Raw genomic sequence first — 20,030 nt, 5'->3', positions numbered from 1 at the left:
AAATGCAATCCGCACCTGCGGACGGGGCAAGATACCGCCGTGAAATGCAATCCGCGCCGGAGGCCGACTTCAAGATAGAGCCGGGCGGACTGACCGTGGAGCGGATCAAGTAGATTCTTTCAGCTTTATTCCCCCCAAAAAAAGGGAAAAGGGTTGATCGCAGCAATGCGGTCAGCCCTTTCAAATATGTTGTTGTCAATTATCATATATTCTCATTTTCAATCACTTATCAAGTACATACTCCCTTGATCGTCAAAAGAGGCTCTTTGGGGTCGTTGCAGAGTCGAACTGTACGAAATGCGTGATTTGTTGCTCAAATATCACGTACAGGAAGTCGGGATGGAAAGCACGAGTGTTTATTCCTTATTATTGGTTATCAAGCCTTTGCAATGTAGTTGGCTATCCAACTTCCAACTTCTTTTGTGCCGTACTGCTCACCACCCTCTATTTGTATTTCGGGCGTGCGTACGTTTGCATCTAGACTAGCATCGACAGCCTTGCGTATCAAAGCACCTTCTTGATTCAGCCCAAAATGTTCAAGCAACATAGCTGCGGAAAGAATCTGAGCTACTGGATTGGCGAGATTTTTGCCGGCAGCTTGTGGCCAAGAGCCATGTACCGGTTCAAACAAAGGGGTATGCTCACCCAAAGATGCAGATGGTTGCAAGCCCATACTGCCTGTAATACAACTAGTTTCATCTGTAAGAATATCGCCAAAAGTATTTTCAGTAACGATTACATCAAAGAATCTGGGCTCTGTCAATACACGCATTGAGGCATTATCGATGAACATGTAGTCGGTGGTAACCTCAGGATAAGCCGGTTCCATCTCTTTAGCTATCTGTCGCCATAGGCGTGAAGAAGCAAGCACATTAGCCTTATCAACAACAGTAAGGTGCTTGTTGCGCTTCATGGCATATTCGAAAGCGACCTTGAGAATGCGCTCTATTTCGGGACGAGTATAGATATCTGTGTCGTAGGCTTTATCATTGTCTTGATATTTTTCACCAAAATACATGCCACCGGTTAGCTCTCGAATGACGATGAAATCGGCACCTTTCAACAACTCATCTTTCAATGGTGATTTATGAAGTAAGCAATCGAATGTGGCTACAGGACGTACATTGGCAAATAGTCCCAGTTTCTTTCGCATAGCCAGCAGACCTTGTTCTGGCCGAACTTTGGCCGTGGGATTATTGTCAAAACGTAAATCTCCAACCGCAGCAAACAATACGGCATCGGCATCCATGCAGACTTTAAAAGTCTCTTCCGGGAATGGATCGCCTACTGCATCAATGGCATGAGCGCCACAGATGGCCTCTGTATAAGAAAAACGGTGACCGAATTTATTAGCGATAGCGTCTATCACGGCTATTCCTTGTTTCATGATTTCAGGTCCGATACCATCGCCTGATAACACTGCAATCTTTAAATCCATATTTATTCTTCAATTAAGTTTAACATCTTAAATGTTGCCTTGATGGCAGCTTCGGTCTGGTCGGCGTCGAGACCACGTGTTCTAAAGACCTTTTTATCCTGTCGCCAAGTAATAACAGTCTGTACCAAAGCATCGGTTCTACCCCCCGGTGGAATTGTTACTTGATAATTGTCAAGAACTGGAAAGGTACGATTTAGGCATTCCTTGTATATTTTACGCAATGCACTCACAAAAGCATCATACTGTCCGTCGCCGGTAGAATCGGCCTCATACTCCTTGCCATTGATTTCTACTTTCAGACTTGCAATCGGTCTTAGCCCGTATGATGTAGAAACCATATAGCTTAATAGCTTTACCTTATCTTCGGGTGCATTATGCTTCAATACATCACTGACAATATAGGGTAGGTCATCTTGTGTCACAAGTTCTTTCCGATCGCCGAGTTGGGTTATTCGATTGGTAACCGCCTTTGTTTGTTCGAGTGTGAGTTCTAATCCTAAATCTTTTAGATTTTGAATGATATTAGCTTTACCGGAATTTTTGCCTAAAGCGTATTCACGCTTCCGACCAAATCTCTCCGGGACTAAGCCGTTGCAATACAGATGGTCTTTGCTATCACCATCGGCATGTACACCCGCTACTTGTGTGAAGACATAATCGCCTACAACTGGAGTATTCGGTGCAATGACAACCCCACTATATCCTTCGACAAGTCGACTCACATCGTTGAGCATTCCCTCATTGATGTGTGTAATGGCATGAAATTGGTCTTTCAATATGACTTGAACAGATGCTAGAGGCGCATTACCACTTCTTTCACCTAGCCCATTGACCGTGACATGAATACCTTTTGCGCCACTTAAGACCGCAGCTAAAGAGTTGCTGACTGCCAAATCGTAGTCATTATGTGCATGGAAATCGAAATGAGTATTAGGATACCGACGAATCATCTTGCGCAGGAATTCCAAACATTGTAGTGGATTAAGAATACCAAGGGTGTCCGGCAAAAGGAATCGTCGAATCCCACTAACACTATGAAGTGCATCCATCAACTGATAAACATATTCAGGAGAGTCTTTCATTCCGGATGACCAATCCTCTAAATATAGATTAACAGAGACACCCTCTTGCTCCGCATAGGCTACTTCTTCTTTAATGTCGGCAATATGTGATTGGGGAGTTTTCTTAAGTTGCTGTGTGCAATGTTTCAAAGAGCCTTTTGCAAGTAAATTGATGACACGTCCCCCACATTCACGAATCCAATCTATAGACTTATGGTTGTCTACAAATCCTAGCACCTCTACCCTATTGAGCATGTCAACGCTAGCAGCATAACGACAGATTTTCTTGACGGCATCTTTTTCACCATCTGAAACTCTAGCAGATGCTACTTCTATTCTGTCGACATTGACATCACGTAGCAACATTCTCGCTATCATGAGCTTCTCATGGGGCAAGAAAGATACGCCACTAGTTTGTTCTCCATCTCGTAAGGTGGAGTCCATAATTTCTATAACTTGTTTGCCTGCTCCCATTCTTCTATTTTATCTTTACTCTGAATAAGGAAATCAATATCGTCGAGTCCATTCATCAGGCAATGTTTTTTATAGGCATTGATTTCAAATTGCTCCGAACGATTTGTTGCAAGATTGGTCACTGTCTGATTGGGTAAGTCTACTTTTACTTGGGTTTGATGGTCTTTTTCTATCGTATCGAACAATTCTTGTAGAAATTCCTCTGATACCACAACCGGTAAAACAAAATTATTCAACTCATTGTTTTTGTGAATATCGGCAAAGAAAGAACTGATAACGACTCTAAAGCCATACCCGGCAATGGCCCAAGCTGCATGTTCGCGTGAGGAGCCTGAACCGAAATTTTTACCAGCAACAAGGATACAACCACTATATGATGGATTGTTTAAGACAAAGTCTTCCTTTAACGAACCATCTTTATTGTATCTCCAATCCCGAAACAAGTTATCTCCAAATCCGGCTTTATCAGTAGCTTTTAAAAAACGGGCAGGGATAATTTGGTCTGTATCTACATTCTCTAAAGGCAATGGAATGCATGAAGAGGTTATTACATCAAATTTCTGTTTCATAATAATTTCTATAAAATACGTGGATCAGTGATTTTACCAGTTATAGCAGCTGCGGCAGCAACATAAGGAGACGCCAAAATCGTTCTGCTACCGGGGCCTTGACGACCTTCGAAGTTTCTATTACTAGTCGATACAGAGTATTTTCCAGTTGGTATCTTATCGTCGTTCATAGCCAGACATGCAGAACAACCCGGTTGGCGAATTTTAAATCCAGCGGCTTCAACTATCTTATCTATTCCTTCCTCGCGAATTTGTTTATCCACAGCCCATGAACCGGGTACCAACCATGCAGTCACATCTTTGGCTTTCTGATATCCCTTGACAATAGAGGCAAATGCACGGAAATCTTCTATTCTACCATTGGTACAAGCACCTAAAAATACATAATCTATAGGATGACCTTGTAATTTCTCACCGGGGGTAAATCCCATATAATCAAGACTCTTCAGGAATGAAGCCTGCCCAGACTCTTCTATATTATCCAAATGAGGGATACATTCAGAGATGCCGATACCCATACCCGGATTGGTTCCATAGGTGATACGGGGTTCAATATCTGCCGCTTCAAAATTTAATTCTTTGTCGAACTCTGCATCTTCCCCACTCTTCAAAGTCTTCCAATAAGCCAGTGCTTTATCCCATTCTTCACCTTTAGGAGCAAATTCGCGTCCTTTCAAGTAGGTAAATGTGGTTTCGTCCGGAGCTACAAAACCACCACGTGCTCCCATCTCAATGGACAAATTGCACAGAGTGAGTCGACCTTCCATCGTCATATCTCGCACCACATCCCCAGTATATTCTACAAAATACCCGGTTGCGCCAGAGGTTGTAAGTTGACTCATCAAATATAATGCAACATCCTTTGGCGTAACGAAGTCACCCAGTTTACCATTGATATTGATACGCATACTCTTAGGTTTCTGCTGTAAGATACATTGAGAAGCCATTACCATCTCGACTTCAGAAGTACCAATACCGAAAGCTATAGCTCCCATGGCACCATGCGTAGAAGTATGTGAGTCGCCACAAACAATTGTCATGCCCGGTAAAGAAAGTGCTTTTTCCGGTCCTACAACATGGATGATACCATTATCTTGCGTATTCATCCCATAATGAACAAGTGCAAAATCATGGGCATTTTGTGCTAAAGTGTCAACCTGTTTTTTAGATACAGGCTCTTCGATAGGCTTATCTTGGTCGTGTGTTGGCGTATTGTGATCGGGCATACAGTAAATCTGTCTGGGTCTGAAACATTTTAATCCGCGAGCACGCATATCGGAGAAAGCCTGAGGTGAAGTAACTTCATGACAATACAACCGGTCTATATAAAGCTGCGTTGGACCTTCCTTAACAATTTGAACAACATGCTTATCCCAAATCTTGTCAAATAATGTATTCATAAAGCTAAATATTACTTGTTCCTAAATTTATTGATACAGTCGATATATGCTTCAACAGATGCCGTTACAATATCTGTATTTGCCCCAAATCCATAGTAAATATTATCTTCGTATTCTACCTGCATATGCACCTTTCCAACATCGTCAGAGCCTTTACTGATAGCCTGAATAGTAAATTCTTTCAGTATCATATGCTTCTGAATGATTTTTTTCAGCGCATTGATAGCTGCGTCGACAGGGCCGTTTCCACTAGAAGCCTCTTCAAATTTTTGTCCGGAGATATCAAGTCCGATACTTGCTACGCTACGCACACCTTTTCCTGTAGTGACTTGTAAGAAGTCGAGTTTCACGGCATGAGCATCTGCCGTATCGGCTCCTGCTAACATCAAGATATCATCATCATTGACTTCTTTCTTCTGATCGGCTAATCTAAGGAATTTTTGATAAATATTATCCAACTTATTCTCATCGGTTACGTCCACTCCATTTACACGAAGTCTGTATTTAAGAGCAGCTCTGCCAGAACGTGCTGTCAATACAATAGAGTTATCATCCAACCCAACATCTTTGGGATCTATGATTTCATAAGTCTGTACATTTTTCAATACACCATCTTGATGAATACCACTAGAATGTGCAAAAGCATTTCTACCAACAATGGCTTTATTGGGTTGAATAGGCATGTTCATCAGGCTAGAGACCATACGGCTAGTCTGACATATCTTTGTAGTATTGATGTTTGTATCAATACCAATACCTTGGTGGCACTTCAAAATCATAGCTATCTCTTCCAAAGAGGTATTACCTGCACGTTCGCCAATACCATTGATTGTCACCTCTACCTGTCTTGCTCCATTCAATACACCTTGTAATGTATTGGCTATAGCCATGCCAAGATCGTTATGGCAGTGTGTAGAAATAATGGCTTTATCAATGTTATCAACATGTTCCATCAGATATTTTATCTTCCGTCCGTATTCATCGGGAAGACAATAGCCCGTTGTATCAGGTATATTAACAACAGTAGCACCTGCTGCAATAACAGCTTCTACAACTCTTGCTAAATACTCATTATCGGTTCGCCCCGCATCTTCAGCATAAAATTCTACATCTTCAACAAACTTTTTAGCATAAGCAACAGCTTTCACAGCACGCTCAAGAATCTCTTCTCTAGTAGAATTAAATTTATATTTAATATGACTATCACTAGTTCCAATACCAGTATGAATACGCTTGTGTTTTGCATATTGCAAAGAATCGGAAGCAACTTCAATATCTTTCTCTACAGCACGAGTAAGTGCACATATTGTCGGCCATGTTACGGCCTTACTTATCTCTATGACAGAATTGAAATCACCGGGACTACTAATTGGAAATCCGGCCTCTATAACATCTACACCTAATTGTTCGAGTTGCTTGGCAATCTGAATTTTCTCAATGGTGTTCAACTGGCAACCGGGAACTTGTTCACCATCCCTCAATGTTGTATCAAAAATGTATAACTTGTCGCTCATTTATATGTGAATTATGATATTATACTTAATGAAAAAGCCTTTCACACTAATGGAAGTGAGAAAGGCTTACATATCTATATGTTAGGACTACCAAGACACCTCATCACTTCCTTCGGCTCGCTTAAGTCGAATATCAATAATGATGCTCTGTAGGTTTAGTCCTGTCATATTTCTTTTATTTTCTGCAAAAGTAATAATGTTATCCGATATATACAAGCAATATGTTACTTTTTTGAATATTAATATTACAAATTATAACTTCCGTGTCGTGTTAATCAAAAAGGCATAACATCAGAAGGTGGAATCGGTGGTAAATTATCGCTTGAAGGGAAATCTCCAGACGGAATACCATTCATTCTAGAACCTAGGACCTCACCTCCCTCCATGGGTGGAGCTGCAGGAGCGGCCTCCGGATTCTGGAATCGAGTGAACTCGCCCTTAAAGGTAAGAAGTACATCCCCGGTAGCGCCTTTACGATGCTTGGCTATAATAATTTGTGCCATTCCATGCAAATCATTACCCTTTTCATCTTCAAAGATATGATAATATTCCGGTCGATGTACAAAAATAACCATATCGGCATCCTGCTCTATGGCTCCAGACTCTCGTAAGTCGCTTAATTGAGGACGTTTTCCTTCCAACCCATCTCTATTTTCAACGGTACGATTCAACTGACTCAATGCTAATATAGGAATATCCAATTCTTTGGCCAATCCTTTTAAAGAACGTGAGATGGTAGACACTTCTTCTTGACGGCTACCAAATTTCATACCATTTGCATTCATGAGCTGCAAATAGTCTATCATGATAATCTTCACACCTTTCTCACGGACAAGTCGTCTTGCCTTAGTTCGTAATTCGAACACGCTCAAACCGGGAGTGTCATCTATATATATAGGTGAACCGGTTAATTTTCTAACATTTTTATCAAGCCTGCTCCACTCATCCGGGGATAGTTGTCCATTTAATATTTTATTACCTCCAATCTCGCAGGTATTAGAAATCAGACGGTTTACCAATTGGACATTATTCATTTCGAGAGAAAAGAATGCGATAGGCACCCTGCTATCTACCGCAATATTCTTAGCGACACTTAATGCAAAAGAAGTTTTACCCATGGCCGGACGCCCCGCTATAATTACAAGGTCGCTCTTTTGCCATCCACTAGTCATCTCGTCTAATTTTGTATATCCAGTAGAGATACCAGTGAGCCCTCCGCTATTAGCAGATGCCTTTTGCAGTATTTCAATAGCTTGCTGAACAACAGGATCTATCTGGGTATAATCCTGTTTCATGTTTTTTTGAGAGATTTCAAATAGATTTCCCTCTGCTTCTTGCATGAGCTCATCAACATCAACCGTCTCATCAAAAGCTTTTGTCTCTATCTTACTAGCAAATGAAATCAGTTGTCGTGCAAGGAATTTCTGAGCCAAAATATGAGCATGAAACTCTATATTAGCCGAAGAGGCAACATGTGAACTCAAATCCACAATATACTGTGCACCGCCCACATCGTCTAATGTACCTGCATGTTTTAATTCTTCTGAAACAGTAAGAATATCTACAGGACGCTCGCTCATGTTGAGATTCTGAATAGCTTGATAAACTTTTTGATTGCGTGGCTCATAAAAAGTTTCTGGTCTCAAAATCTCTGAAACAATGGAAAATGCATCTTTGTCTATCATCAGAGCACCCAATACCACTTGTTCTACATCCAATGCTTGTGGCTGTAGATGTCCGAAATTAGTGTCAATATTGGATTGTTGTTTTCTTTTCGTCTTTACCGTATCATTTTTGTCTGGCATAATTAACTCCTTGTATTTCATGCAAAGATAAAAAAAAACGTATTGTTAAAAGGCATTTCACATTTATTTTTTATCTTTGCAATATACTATATTGATAATATTATGATTTCATTTCCTTGTGCAAAAATCAATCTTGGGCTCAATATTATAGGTGAACGTAGTAATGGATACCACGACCTAGAGACAGTATTCTATCCTATTTACTCTTTACATGATACACTAGAGATTAAATATATGGGAGAAGATTTTCCTTCAGATACAGATTGTGATTTGAAGATAACGGGAAATGTAATTGAATGTAACGAACAAGATAATCTCGTAGTAAAAGCTTATAATCTCTTGGCGTCCGATTTTGAACTTCCAAGGGTGCATGCTCATTTATACAAAAAGATACCATCTCAAGCCGGACTTGGTGGTGGTTCCAGTGATGCTGCCTATATGATTAAATTACTTGATGAACGTTTCAGACTTAATATAGGATATGCAGAGATGGAGCGATATGCGGCTAAACTAGGAGCTGATTGTGCTTTTTTTATTACTTCAGAGCTATCATATGCTACTGGATTGGGTGACATCATCTCTCCTGTTGATGGACCTAAAGGTAATTTGAATGGATACTATATTGTCATTATTAAGCCTGATATATCTATCTCTACAAAAGAAGCATATCAATCTATTGTCCCGCAAAAACCATTAAAATGCTGTAAAGATATTATTAGACAGCCCATTGAGACATGGAAGGAAGCATTACACAATGATTTTGAAATACCAATATTTAAAGCTCATGAGGAGTTGGCAGCTATCAAACAAACCTTATACGATCTAGGTGCCATTTATGCTCAGATGAGTGGAAGTGGTAGTGCTATCTTTGGAATATTTAGAATTGTGCCTAATGGATTAGAAGAACAATTTCCTAATACATTTATATTCTCATCCAAACTTTGAACATGCAAGACAATTTAGAAGAATATTTTCCCTATATAGATGAAGAAGGGAATATACTAGGAGTTATTACAAGAGGACAAGCACATAATGGTAGTAAACTTCTTCATCCTGTAGTACATTTACATATTTTTAATTCTCAAGGTGAACTTTTTCTCCAATTGCGTCCGAAATGGAAAGATATACAGCCATCTAAATGGGATACTGCATGTGGGGGACATGTAAATTTGGGAGAAGATGTCACTACAGCTTTGCAAAGAGAGGTGAAAGAGGAACTAAATATATAGGACTTTAGCCCAACAGAGCTAGGCCATTATGTCTTTGAGAGCCTAATGGAACAAGAGCTTATATATTCTTTTAAGGCCATATATAACATTCCTATCTCCATTAACAAAGAAGAATTAGCTGATGGAAAATTTTGGACTATGCAAGAAATTCATGAAAATCTAGGAAAAGGCATATTTACTCCAAATTTTGAATCAGAGTATAAACGATATTTTGCTAACGAGCAAAAAAACATATAAAAATATCAATAGCAACTTTCTCCTACTTAATGATAATTCTAGCTAAGTAGTTATACGTCGATTTGTAATCCATCATAGGCAAATTGAACGTCTTGAGGAAGTCTTAAACTTGCTTCAGCATGTAATCCTATTTTATGTGTAAGGTGTGTCAAATAGGTATGTCGTGCACCTATTTTATGAGCAAACTCAATGGCTTCGCCTACTAATTGATGGGAATGATGTGGCCTGTCCCAGCGAAGTGCATTTACAACCAATGTCTCAATTCCTTCTAAATAAGGAAGTTCTGAATCTGGAATTGTCTTCATATCCGTTATATAAGCAAAACTTCCAAATCTATAAGCAAGTATTGGTAAATCATCATGTAATACTTGAAAAGGTAGTACACGGAAATCTCCAATAGCTAAAAGTTCATGTTCCCGTATCGTTTTGATGTTTAATTTAGGTACTCCCGGATACAAATCTTCTCCAAAACAATAAGGCATAGTATGCTGTAAACCAGATGTAACGGAACTGTCTGCATAAATATGGATGTCGCCAAAGCTACAATAAGGACGCAAGTCATCTATTCCAGCTACATGGTCGTAATGTATATGTGTTATCAACACAGCATCTATACGCCGAAAATCTAAAGGGAGCAATTGCTGACGAATATCCGGACCACAGTCAATAAGGATACGAGTATTGGCTGTTTCTAGAAGACCAGCACACCGAAATCGACGGTCTCGTGGATCACAACTATGGCAAACATCGCAAGAACAGCCCAATACAGGGACTCCATTAGATGTTCCAGTGCCAAGAAAAGTGAATTTTGGCATAATCTTATAAACTACAGAATATTTACTTCCGGTTTAATTTGAATATCAAATTTTTCCAAGACAGCTTCACGAACGGTATTACATAAAGCTAATACATCGGCTCCCGTAGCGCCACCTCTATTTACAAGAACTAAAGCTTGCTTATCATGAACGGCTGCTCGTCCCAAAGCCCGACCTTTCCAGCCACTCTGTTCTATAAGCCAACCTGCAGGAATTTTTACGTGTAGTTCATCAATTGGATAATGTGGCATTTGAGGATGAAGTTCTATTAAATGCCCAAGTTGTTCTTTGCTGATAATCGGATTCATAAAGAAACTCCCTGCATTTCCTAATACTTTTGGATCTGGAAGTTTGGCTTGACGAATGGATATGATAGTATCTCTTAATTGCTTAGCAGTTGGAACATCTATGCCTTGAGCATCTAAAGAAGAACGAATATTACCATAATCTAGGCGTGGATTGAATTTTGTAGATAAGCAATAGACTACATAGGTAATTAAGTATTTATGATGCCATTCATTCTTAAATCTACTTTGCCGGTATGAATATTGGCAGTCGGCATTGGTAAAAGACACTTCTAGTCCTGTAGAAATGTCTATAGCTTCAACTCTATCTATAACATCTTTTATCTCTACCCCGTATGCTCCAATATTTTGAACGGCACTGGCTCCAACCTCACCGGGAATCAGTGATAGATTTTCTAATCCATAATATCCTTGATTTACAGCATATTCTACTACATCATCAAATGTAGTACCAGCCCAACAGCGCAACCAAACTTTATCTGCATCTGCCTTTATAACCTTTATATCTAGACGCGATTCTGCTTTAACAACAGTACCATGATAATCCTTGGTCAGCAAAAGGTTACTACCACCTCCTAGGATAAAGAAAGGGGCCGTTAGTATTGAAGCTGTTTTCTTCGCATCTTCTAAATCTGTGTATTGAATAAAAGATTTACATTTAGCCTCAATACCAAATGTATTGTAATTTAACAAATTAAAATTTAGACAATATTTCATTCTACATTGACAACTTAATAAGTTTCCAAGAATTACCTAAATACTTGAATGTCAATTCAGTTTCTAGTCCATTGGCAATACCCCTAATTACAAATACTTTCTCACGACTCTCTTTATATGATTGTCCATAAAGAATATTATATATATAATTGCTTGGTAATTGAGGAGCAAAAGACGACCATTGTTCCGGCTCTAAAGTTCCATTCATAATGCCAAAATCATCGTCAGGATCTGGACCGGAAAATTGTAGAGGATTATGCACACTATTAATTTGGAATGTAGAATCTGTAACAAATTTATAGTAAAAGTTTAAAAATGAAGCGTTAAGATTTTTATGCATCCCTTTATATGCAATATTTATTAATCTCCATTGGCCATTAATACGATTAAATACGTACTCTTTGATGGTCTTTTTCTTAAAAAAGATTTTTTCAATCACAACATGGTCAATCGTAGTATCTTTGACAACCTTCATTTGTTTGGCATTGTCAAAAATCAAAGTATAGAATTCCTGACGCATGAAGAAATGCTCCATCGTCCATTGATTTCTTTTTATTTGTTCGACTTTATTGTCATGATAAACCGGCAATGGAAAGTTAATGCGTTCAAATTGAAGTTTCTTATTGGCTGCAAAATTAAAAATAAAATCATCAAAGAGTTCATCGGCTGCTTTTGGCATCGGAGTTTCTGCTATTATATTATCCATTGTATCTATAGCAGAGCTATCAATCCTGGCTGTATCTACAACAACAGAATCCATAGTCTCCAAAGGCTTTTTATTCCGACAACCGGTGATGGAAAAACTGATTATTGTAGCCACTACTACAATAAAAAAACAAAAAGTATTTTTTCTCATGACTCTAAATTTTGGGTCTTAATATACCCTCTCAAATCAGTGCAAAAATACAACTTTATTTCTATATTCTTTCTTCTTTTAGCATAAAAATATTACCTTTGCATATATTTTTCAAACGACTGAAACGCATGTTATTAGAAAAGATTGAAGCACTGTTGAAAGAGGTGACGGAACTCACGGCTACAAATGCTGAAGAAATTGAACGCCTCCGCTTAAAATATCTCAGTAAAAAAGGTGAAATCAATGCTCTTATGGCAGATTTCCGTAATGTGGCTGCAGATCAAAAGAAGGCAGTAGGTATTGAGCTCAATAAACTGAAGCAAACTGCTCAAGATAAATTGAATGAGTTGAAAGAGAAAGTAGATACTGCCGAAAGCCAACATGAGGATTTCGATCTTACCCGTACTCCTTATCCCATTCCACTTGGAACACGCCATCCATTAACCATCGTCAGAAATGAGATTATTGATATTTTCCAACGTATGGGATTTACTCTCTTTCAAGGACCGGAAATAGACGATGACAAGCATGTGTTTACAATGCTAAACTTTGCGGCAGATCATCCTGCCCGCGATATGCAAGATACATTCTTTATAGAACAAACCAATTCCTCGGATGTGACTAAGAATGTTCTATTGAGAAGCCATACATCGGGTGATGAAGCTCATTATATGGAAAATCACCAACCTCCTATTCGCATTATTTGTCCGGGACGTGTTTACCGTAATGAGGCTATTAGCTCACGTGCACACTGTTTTTTTCATCAAGTAGAAGGACTGTATGTTGATAAAAACGTTAGTTTTACTGACTTAAAACAAGTTTTACTAACATTTGCTCGTGAAATGTTTGGAGCTGATACAAAGATTCGCTTGCGTCCTAGCTATTTCCCATTTACTGAGCCTAGTGCAGAAATGGATATTTCATGTAATATCTGTGGTGGAGAAGGATGTACTTTCTGTAAGCATACGGGTTGGGTGGAAATCCTTGGGTGTGGTATGGTAGACCCACATGATTTGGAGGCATGCGGTATCGATTCTAGTGTCTATACAGGTTATGCATTTGGTATGGGAGTTGAACGTATCACAAATTTAAAGTATCGTATTAGCGATTTGCGTATGTTCTCTGAGAATGACGTACGTTTCTTGCGTGAATTTGAATCGGCAAATTAAAGAACTGCCAAAGTTAAATAAAACACAATCAAGGCAATTATTGTCAACAACTCAACTGAGCGATTGATAATAATTGCTTTTTTTAAATCCATAATGGTGAGTTCACGAGGGTTAAAACCTATCATAGGTTTATCAACCCATTCTCCAAAATATAAATGAGAGCCACCAAACCTACAATCTAGTATTGCTGCTAATGCACTCTCTGGATAACCACTGTTGGGACTTAAATGCGCCTTTCCATAGTGCATTACGAATTTTATTTGTCTAAATTTCCCACTTACAAGCAACATCATCAAAGCTGTTAATCTCGCTGGTAGATAATTAGCGATATCATCTATGCGTGCAGCTATACTTCCAAATAGAAGATAACGTAGTGTTCGATAGCCAATCATAGAATCCAATGTATTAACCATTTTATATGTCAATATCCCCGGAACACCCAATATAGCTAACCAGAATAAGGGAGCTACGACACCATCGCTTAAGTTTTCTGATAATGTTTCAAGAGTTGCTTGTTTTATCTCTTGTTCAGAAAGGCTACTTGTATCACGTCCCACGATTCTTGATACTTGTGCTCTCCCCTCTTCAAGGCTATGTTCTAAAGCACTAAACACCTGCTTCGATTCTTTTATTAAAGTGGTACCGGCTAAACAGAAGAATATTAAAATACTTTCTATGCCTATTTCAAGCCAGATAGATATGAAAGATAATTCATGTATCAGAAAATATGCAAGTGTATATACCGAGCCAATAAGTGCTAACGCCATGACTCCTCCCTTTAGCATCCTATGCCGTCCCCGATTCATGATTCGTTCTCCAAAAGCAATTGTTTTCCCAAATAATACAATAGGATGTGGGAGCCGCTCCGGATCGCCTAAGCAGAAATCCAATACCCATCCTATAATTAACGATAGTATTTTTGCAATGTAAGCCATTTTAATGAAGTCGATCTAATAAAGCCACTAGCTCTAAATTCTCTACAGGTAATTGTGTTGCCACTCTGAAATATGAATCGTCTAATCCTACAAAATTAGAAGCATCACGAATCAATATACCATATTCTTGAGCTAGTCGTTGTTTCAATATGTTAGAGGAAGGTCTTCTCTTAAGGTCTATCTTTACAAGGAAGAAATTGGTCTGGGTAGGTAAAGCTTCATATCCATCTAATTGATTGATATGATTTCTAAACAACTCTGTTTCTTTTCTCAACCATTGTGTGGCTGGTAATACGTTTTTCCCTTGGAGCCATAATCCAGCTTCCAGCGCTAAAGCATTTATGCTCCATGGACGATTTATTTCTCGTAATGCCTGTATTAACATTCTATTTCCAACCACATATCCAAGTCTCAATCCCGGTATACAATATTTCTTTGTCATCGAATGGAGTAGAAATACATTTGGACGCCGTACTACTTCTGCATCAGTAAGTAATTGCTCTAGTGTATAATCTTCATAAGCTTGATCTATGATAAAGATGTCTCTCGGGCTATCAATCTCTTCCAATAATGTTTTCTTTGGGATAACTAATCCTGTGGGATTATTAGGATTACACACCCAATGAATCTTTTTCGAGGATTCAACCTTATGCTTAAATCGATTGGAAGCCAATGCATACTCTGAAAATGTAGGACTTGGAATTATCGGTTCCGCATCAGAAAAGAGTGTTGATATTAAGTAGATAGCATCAATAGAACCACTAGTCACCAATATTTCATCTTGGTGAATTCCTATAGAATTTGCCAAAGAAAGTTCTAAATTATGGGCATAAGGTTCCGGATAATGTGAAATAGTATCCAAACGATGAGCTAATTGTGCTTTTAGTTCATGTAGTTCTGCATGCCCCCATATATTAGAACTAAAATTTATACGAATATTTTTGTAACGATATAAATCGTCGCCATGAAGACTCTCTATCATACTTCTCCCTTCATAATTGAGTATAAACAATCCATATCAAGATTAGACCGAACATGGTTTGCAAGCAAATCATACTGTGTTTCCTTATACTTTTTAAGATTAAAACCCTCTTGGGATTTGCCGGCATAGGGAGCTAACAAAATATCAATAAACGAAATATTATCTAAGATGCCATGAACATATGTTCCATACACCTTATCCCTATTTACAATTTTACCATAATTACTAGTTCCATCCCTTAAAACACTTTTACCATTATGAATTTCATAGCCATTCAAGAGATAGCCCTCGAAAGAAAATTCTACTCGTTGAGTCGCTTTATTACAGTCCATGGTAGTCGACATTGGGAGTAATCCAAGTCCCGGTAATCTATCTATATCTCCTTCCACATGATTAGGATCGAGCACTTCTTCACCTAACATTTGGAATCCCCCACAGATTCCCATTATTGTCTTACCATTCTCATGAGCTTTCATAATCGCTTGTGCACAACCATCACGTCGTAGCTCATAGAGATCTTCCAATGTACTCTTGCTTCCCGGAATAATGATAATATCGACTTGTGCTATATCTTGAATATTGTTAGTATAAAATAGATTGACACGTGGGTCACGCTCTAATATATCAAAATCAGTAAAATTACTAATATACTTTAGCAATATTACGGCTATATTAATCTTATCATGGCTTACTCTCCTATTCTTAAATATTAAATCAACGCTATCCTCCTCCTCTATATGAATATCGTTGAAATAGGGAATAATCCCAAGAACAGGAACTTTACATACTTCTTCCAACATCTTACGCCCATCCTCAAATAGACGCATATCCCCTCGGAATTTATTGACTATAATCCCTTTTATAAGCTTTCTGTCTTCGGGATACTGCAAAGCTATACTCCCATAACAACTGGCAAAAACCCCACCACGATCAATATCAGCAACCAATATGACTGATGCACCGGCATATCTAGCCATAGCGAGATTGACTATGTCTTGTTTTTTTAGGTTGATTTCTGATATGCTACCAGCTCCTTCCATAACAATGGGATGATACATTTGGGCTAACTTGTCAAATGCATTATGAGCTGCTTGCTGCAAGTGTTCTCGTCCTTCTGAGCGGAAATATTCTTGTGCACTGTAGTTACCTATAGGACGACCATTTAATACTACTTGTGAGGTGTGATCTCCTTGGGGTTTCAACAAGATTGGATTCATATCCACTTGACATTCTAAACCTGCGGCCTCTGCTTGCACAGCTTGAGCTCTTCCTATCTCTAACCCATCACTCGTGACATAGCTATTCAAGGCCATGTTCTGAGCTTTAAAGGGAGCTGGAGCATAGCCATCTTGTTTGAATATTCTACATAAAGCTGTTGCCAATACACTTTTACCGACATCACTACCTGTGCCACACAGCATTATTGGCCTTAAACCAGTCATATATTTATTAGTCAAAATCCTCATCTGTAGCTAAAGCAAAAAGAAAATCACTCAGCCTATTCATAAAAACCATGATTTTTTTATCTTGTGGATATTCGCGGTTAACAGTCCATAATCGTCTTTCCGCAGTGCGAGCTTTACTTCTAGCCATATGCAAATAGGCCTGTAAGAAGGTTCCACCGGGCAATACAAAGCGAAATTTTCTATCTTTGGTAACCCTATCTATCTCTGTTTCCATTTCTGAAGTTAGCTCTTTCAGTTCTTCCTCACGTGGATTTTCTTTTCCCGGTGGAGTTGCTACCAAGCTCATTATAGTCATCAACTCCTGTTGAATCCTGCATAATAGGAGTCTCCGAGTATCTCCTTTTCGCATAGAAGCGCATACAACACCAATATGACAATTCAATTCATCAATTTCACCATTGGCTTCTATCCGTATATCATCTTTATCTACTCTAACACCACTGCGCAAGTGGGTTTGCCCATCATCACCAGTCTTTGTGTATATTCTTGCCATAATTCCAATATAAATGTGTATAACTTGCCGTCACATTCTTATACTTAAAAAATGGACTATCAACTATCTCGTTTCTTGCATTGCGAACTTCTGCTATGGTTTGCGGTCTTTGCCCCACAAATTGAGTGTAGTGAAATTCATGCCCTCGTAACTTCAGACCATTGGGTAATTGCAATTTACGATAGCCTAACGAAAGTTTACGATGCTCATCTTCTGCCGATATAACGTGATTAAATAGGCCAACCATTCGTCGACTCCCCTCATGAGTTCGTATTTCTTTGCACAAATACATCATACCTCCACACTCAGCCCATATACGTCCACCATGTTCACCATATTGGTATATTTCGTGCATAGTATATTCAGAGAAATCGTCTAGGTGCTTTTCTGGGTAACCACCGGGTAAATATAGCAAATCCGTATTGCGCGGAATAGTAAAATCTTCTTCCGGATTAAAATAAGTAATATGCCCCCATTTCTCCATCATATCAACATGTTCTTGATAAAGGAAAGAGAATGACTCCTCATTTTTTGCGACGCAAATATTCCATCCTCGTGGAGGTATATTTGCTAAATATGAATCATTATCTTTCGGGACATCGCGCATCACACTCTCCAATAACTGGTCAACTTGTACATATTCAAGGAAGTATGACATGTCTTTTTCCTTTATTTTGGTGAAATTCAATCCCAAATATCGACTAGATAGCTCTATATCTTTGCATTTTTGTAGATATCCAAAACATGGCAATTCCAATTCTTCTGTAACTTGACAGAGCATATTATAATGTTGAGCAGAATTTACCTTATTGAAAATAACACCAGCAATTTTGATATTTGGACGAAACTCCATAAAACCTTTCAATAAAGGAGCTATAGAGTATGCTGCACTTTTAGCATCGACAACTAGTATCACAGGAATATCTAATATGGATGCTATTTCTGCCGAAGAGCCTTTATCCCTGTCATACCCATCATACATCCCCATCATGCCTTCTACTATACAGACATCGGCTCTCTGCGCATAGTGAGTATAGATGGCTTCTACACAACATGTAGAAGCCATAAAGGTGTCAAGGTTAAGTGAGGGGCGTCCGCATGCTACTGCATGAAACTTCGTATCAATATAATCCGGACCACACTTAAATGGCTGCACATGTAACCCTCGCTTGGTCAGTGCCGACATCAATAGTCGGCATACCGTAGTTTTACCTGAACCCGATGTAGGAGCAGCCAATAAGAATTGTGGAATACGTTTCATTCGTTTTACTTATCTAATATATGGGTAATCCTCGTAAATTGATAACCGGTAGCTATAGTTATCCCCTTTGTCAACTCCTGCGTTCTCTTATTATAGACATACACACATGCCGGACTGTCTTGTGGATTTACGCCTATAAAGACTTTATTATTCAAGATAAATGAACGTTGTGAAAATGTCCCGCTGCTATAAGGTAATGCTTTACCTTTATAAGTAAACTCTTTCAAAACATTAGTAGACAAGTCTAGTAATGCATAATAGCAATTATAGTTTGCCCCCCAACCTTTACTAAGTCTATTGTCTTTACTGGTACCTGTATGTTCAGGATCTTGGATATAGAGCAGAGCTTTATTGCCCCCAACATAATCACAAGTTACGATCTTGCCATTATTTGTACCTGTGTTCATACCTATATATGACTTGTCAAATTTCTCTTCACCGTTATTGATTCTGACTATACGACTATATTTAGACGTAGCAGATTTAGCACCAGCTATACTAGATAACAGAGGAAGATATAGATTCTGATTATCGTCAAAAAACCTTTTATCCTGTAAGAGCTCTCCATAAGCCGTTCCGGCCATCTCTTCTCCTACGGTCGTTGAATCTAATTTTTCTACTGCCATTGTTGTCGGATTGATAAAGGCTGCAAAAACCTGCTTAGTAGCCTTTTTGGCTTTTTCGCAGAAAAAATAGATTAATTTGTTATCACTAGCACGATAAGTAGCCAAGCCAGAGGTACTATATTGTTTCACACGAGTCTTTTTAGCTAAATCTAAACTTCCTTCGGCTTCAATAGTCATATTATCTGTATTATATTTTGTCCAAACGACATCGTTTGCTTCACCATTAGCTGCCATGACAACAAGTTCATTATTAGCCAACCAAGCATGTGTATATCGTCTATCTTTATAAGTATTCTTATCGAAAGGACGTTCCTTGACCGTTATAATTTGACCATTAATAATCTGATACTTTCCAAACCTGTCTTTCTCTTTGGGTATCTGATAATAGTACATGCCCTTAATAATAGATTCTTGATATAATTTGGCTGTCACATCTACGCCGGTATTCTTAAAGTTAATAGTACTATCTCCTTCCAAACTCTTCAAATTTTGTACGATGATTGCATCATTGCTACCCATACCGGTACTTTGTCCGGGTGTTACCCAAATATCATAATGAACTCCCAATATCTCATCAGGATTCCGATTCGGTTCGTCATCGTTAGAGCAAGCTGTGAATAATCCACCCACAAAAATACTGGTTGCAACGATTACTAATAAATATATTTTCCTCATCTT

17 protein-coding genes and 1 pseudogene are annotated in these 20,030 nt (G+C 38.6%); 3 read left to right on the top strand and 15 right to left on the bottom strand.

The annotated features are described in order from the left end of the window. Positions 1–376: 376 nt before the first annotated feature. The 6 genes from leuB to dnaB all read right to left on the bottom strand — a co-directional run bounded on the left by leuB (position 377) and on the right by dnaB (position 8,261). Complete coding sequence (gene leuB / locus HMPREF3034_RS06505; protein ID WP_036900132.1) at positions 377–1,438, bottom strand: 3-isopropylmalate dehydrogenase; 1,062 nt, start codon at positions 1,436–1,438, stop codon at positions 377–379. Positions 1,439–1,440: 2 nt separating this feature from the next. Then, the gene (locus HMPREF3034_RS06500) at positions 1,441–2,973 is read right to left on the bottom strand and encodes an alpha-isopropylmalate synthase regulatory domain-containing protein (RefSeq protein WP_062434165.1); all 1,533 of its coding nucleotides are present in this window, start codon (positions 2,971–2,973) and stop codon (positions 1,441–1,443) included. Continuing rightward, entirely contained in the window at positions 2,949–3,542 is a 594-nt protein-coding gene (gene leuD, locus HMPREF3034_RS06495) for a 3-isopropylmalate dehydratase small subunit (protein ID WP_062434162.1), read from the bottom strand. The genes HMPREF3034_RS06500 and leuD overlap by 25 nt, the downstream gene beginning before the upstream one ends. An 8-nt stretch (positions 3,543–3,550) precedes the next feature. Continuing rightward, positions 3,551–4,942: a 3-isopropylmalate dehydratase large subunit gene (gene leuC, locus HMPREF3034_RS06490; protein WP_062434160.1), complete on the bottom strand. Its 1,392-nt coding sequence runs from the start codon at positions 4,940–4,942 to the stop codon at positions 3,551–3,553. Positions 4,943–4,953: 11 nt separating this feature from the next. Then, positions 4,954–6,456 carry a 2-isopropylmalate synthase gene (locus HMPREF3034_RS06485; protein WP_036900139.1) on the bottom strand — a complete coding sequence of 501 codons (1,503 nt, stop codon included), beginning with the start codon at positions 6,454–6,456 and terminating at the stop codon, positions 4,954–4,956. A gap of 275 nt (positions 6,457–6,731) precedes the next feature. After that, complete coding sequence (gene dnaB, locus HMPREF3034_RS06480; protein WP_036900141.1) at positions 6,732–8,261, bottom strand: replicative DNA helicase; 1,530 nt, start codon at positions 8,259–8,261, stop codon at positions 6,732–6,734. A 102-nt stretch (positions 8,262–8,363) separates the two neighbouring features. Here dnaB and ispE point away from each other — a divergent pair, with 102 nt between their 5' ends. Together ispE and HMPREF3034_RS06470 are read left to right on the top strand one after the other, a co-directional pair. Further along, a complete protein-coding gene (gene ispE / locus HMPREF3034_RS06475; protein ID WP_062434157.1) occupies positions 8,364–9,206 on the top strand; it encodes a 4-(cytidine 5'-diphospho)-2-C-methyl-D-erythritol kinase in 843 nt (280 codons plus the stop codon). A gap of 2 nt (positions 9,207–9,208) precedes the next feature. Continuing rightward, positions 9,209–9,727 (top strand): annotated as a pseudogene (locus tag HMPREF3034_RS06470) (NUDIX domain-containing protein). Between the two features lie 50 nt (positions 9,728–9,777). Here HMPREF3034_RS06470 and HMPREF3034_RS06465 read toward each other — a convergent pair. The 3 genes from HMPREF3034_RS06465 to HMPREF3034_RS06455 are packed head-to-tail and all read right to left on the bottom strand — an operon-like array spanning position 9,778 to position 12,420. Further along, a complete protein-coding gene (locus HMPREF3034_RS06465; protein WP_036900146.1) occupies positions 9,778–10,542 on the bottom strand; it encodes an MBL fold metallo-hydrolase in 765 nt (254 codons plus the stop codon). Between the two features lie 11 nt (positions 10,543–10,553). Continuing rightward, positions 10,554–11,564, bottom strand: a complete 1,011-nt coding sequence (murB, locus tag HMPREF3034_RS06460) for a UDP-N-acetylmuramate dehydrogenase (RefSeq protein ID WP_062434154.1) — start codon at positions 11,562–11,564, stop codon at positions 10,554–10,556. Between the two features lies 1 nt (position 11,565). Next, the gene (locus HMPREF3034_RS06455; RefSeq protein WP_036900149.1) at positions 11,566–12,420 is read right to left on the bottom strand and encodes a DUF4348 domain-containing protein; all 855 of its coding nucleotides are present in this window, start codon (positions 12,418–12,420) and stop codon (positions 11,566–11,568) included. Positions 12,421–12,548: 128 nt separating this feature from the next. Between HMPREF3034_RS06455 and pheS the strand changes: the two genes are divergently transcribed. Next, complete coding sequence (gene pheS / locus HMPREF3034_RS06450) at positions 12,549–13,589, top strand: phenylalanine--tRNA ligase subunit alpha (RefSeq protein WP_036900151.1); 1,041 nt, start codon at positions 12,549–12,551, stop codon at positions 13,587–13,589. On the opposite strand, the gene cbiB is transcribed toward pheS, so the two are convergent. From cbiB to HMPREF3034_RS06420, 6 genes are read right to left on the bottom strand one after another with little or no spacing between them, the layout of a single operon-like run. After that, complete coding sequence (cbiB, locus tag HMPREF3034_RS06445) at positions 13,586–14,524, bottom strand: adenosylcobinamide-phosphate synthase CbiB (RefSeq protein WP_036900153.1); 939 nt, start codon at positions 14,522–14,524, stop codon at positions 13,586–13,588. The genes pheS and cbiB overlap by 4 nt on opposite strands. 1 nt (position 14,525) lies before the next feature. Next, the gene (locus tag HMPREF3034_RS06440) at positions 14,526–15,506 is read right to left on the bottom strand and encodes an aminotransferase class I/II-fold pyridoxal phosphate-dependent enzyme (RefSeq protein ID WP_036900163.1); all 981 of its coding nucleotides are present in this window, start codon (positions 15,504–15,506) and stop codon (positions 14,526–14,528) included. Next, a complete protein-coding gene (locus HMPREF3034_RS06435) occupies positions 15,503–16,948 on the bottom strand; it encodes a cobyric acid synthase (RefSeq protein WP_062434182.1) in 1,446 nt (481 codons plus the stop codon). Before HMPREF3034_RS06435 ends, HMPREF3034_RS06440 begins: the two co-directional genes overlap by 4 nt. Positions 16,949–16,955: 7 nt before the next feature. Beyond that, positions 16,956–17,465: a cob(I)yrinic acid a,c-diamide adenosyltransferase gene (locus tag HMPREF3034_RS06430; RefSeq protein WP_062434151.1), complete on the bottom strand. Its 510-nt coding sequence runs from the start codon at positions 17,463–17,465 to the stop codon at positions 16,956–16,958. After that, positions 17,437–18,726 (bottom strand): cobyrinate a,c-diamide synthase, encoded by a 1,290-nt coding sequence (locus tag HMPREF3034_RS06425; RefSeq protein ID WP_062434148.1) that lies wholly within the window; start codon positions 18,724–18,726, stop codon positions 17,437–17,439. The genes HMPREF3034_RS06430 and HMPREF3034_RS06425 overlap by 29 nt, the downstream gene beginning before the upstream one ends. A 5-nt stretch (positions 18,727–18,731) precedes the next feature. Then, positions 18,732–20,027 carry a hypothetical protein gene (locus HMPREF3034_RS06420; RefSeq protein WP_062434145.1) on the bottom strand — a complete coding sequence of 432 codons (1,296 nt, stop codon included), beginning with the start codon at positions 20,025–20,027 and terminating at the stop codon, positions 18,732–18,734. Between the last annotated feature and the right edge of the window lie 3 nt (positions 20,028–20,030).

The sequence above is a fragment of the Prevotella sp. DNF00663 genome, assembly GCF_001553265.1.
In the GTDB taxonomy this organism is placed as follows: Bacteria; Bacteroidota; Bacteroidia; order Bacteroidales; family Bacteroidaceae; genus Prevotella.
This window is presented reverse-complemented; position numbering and strand designations above follow the sequence as displayed.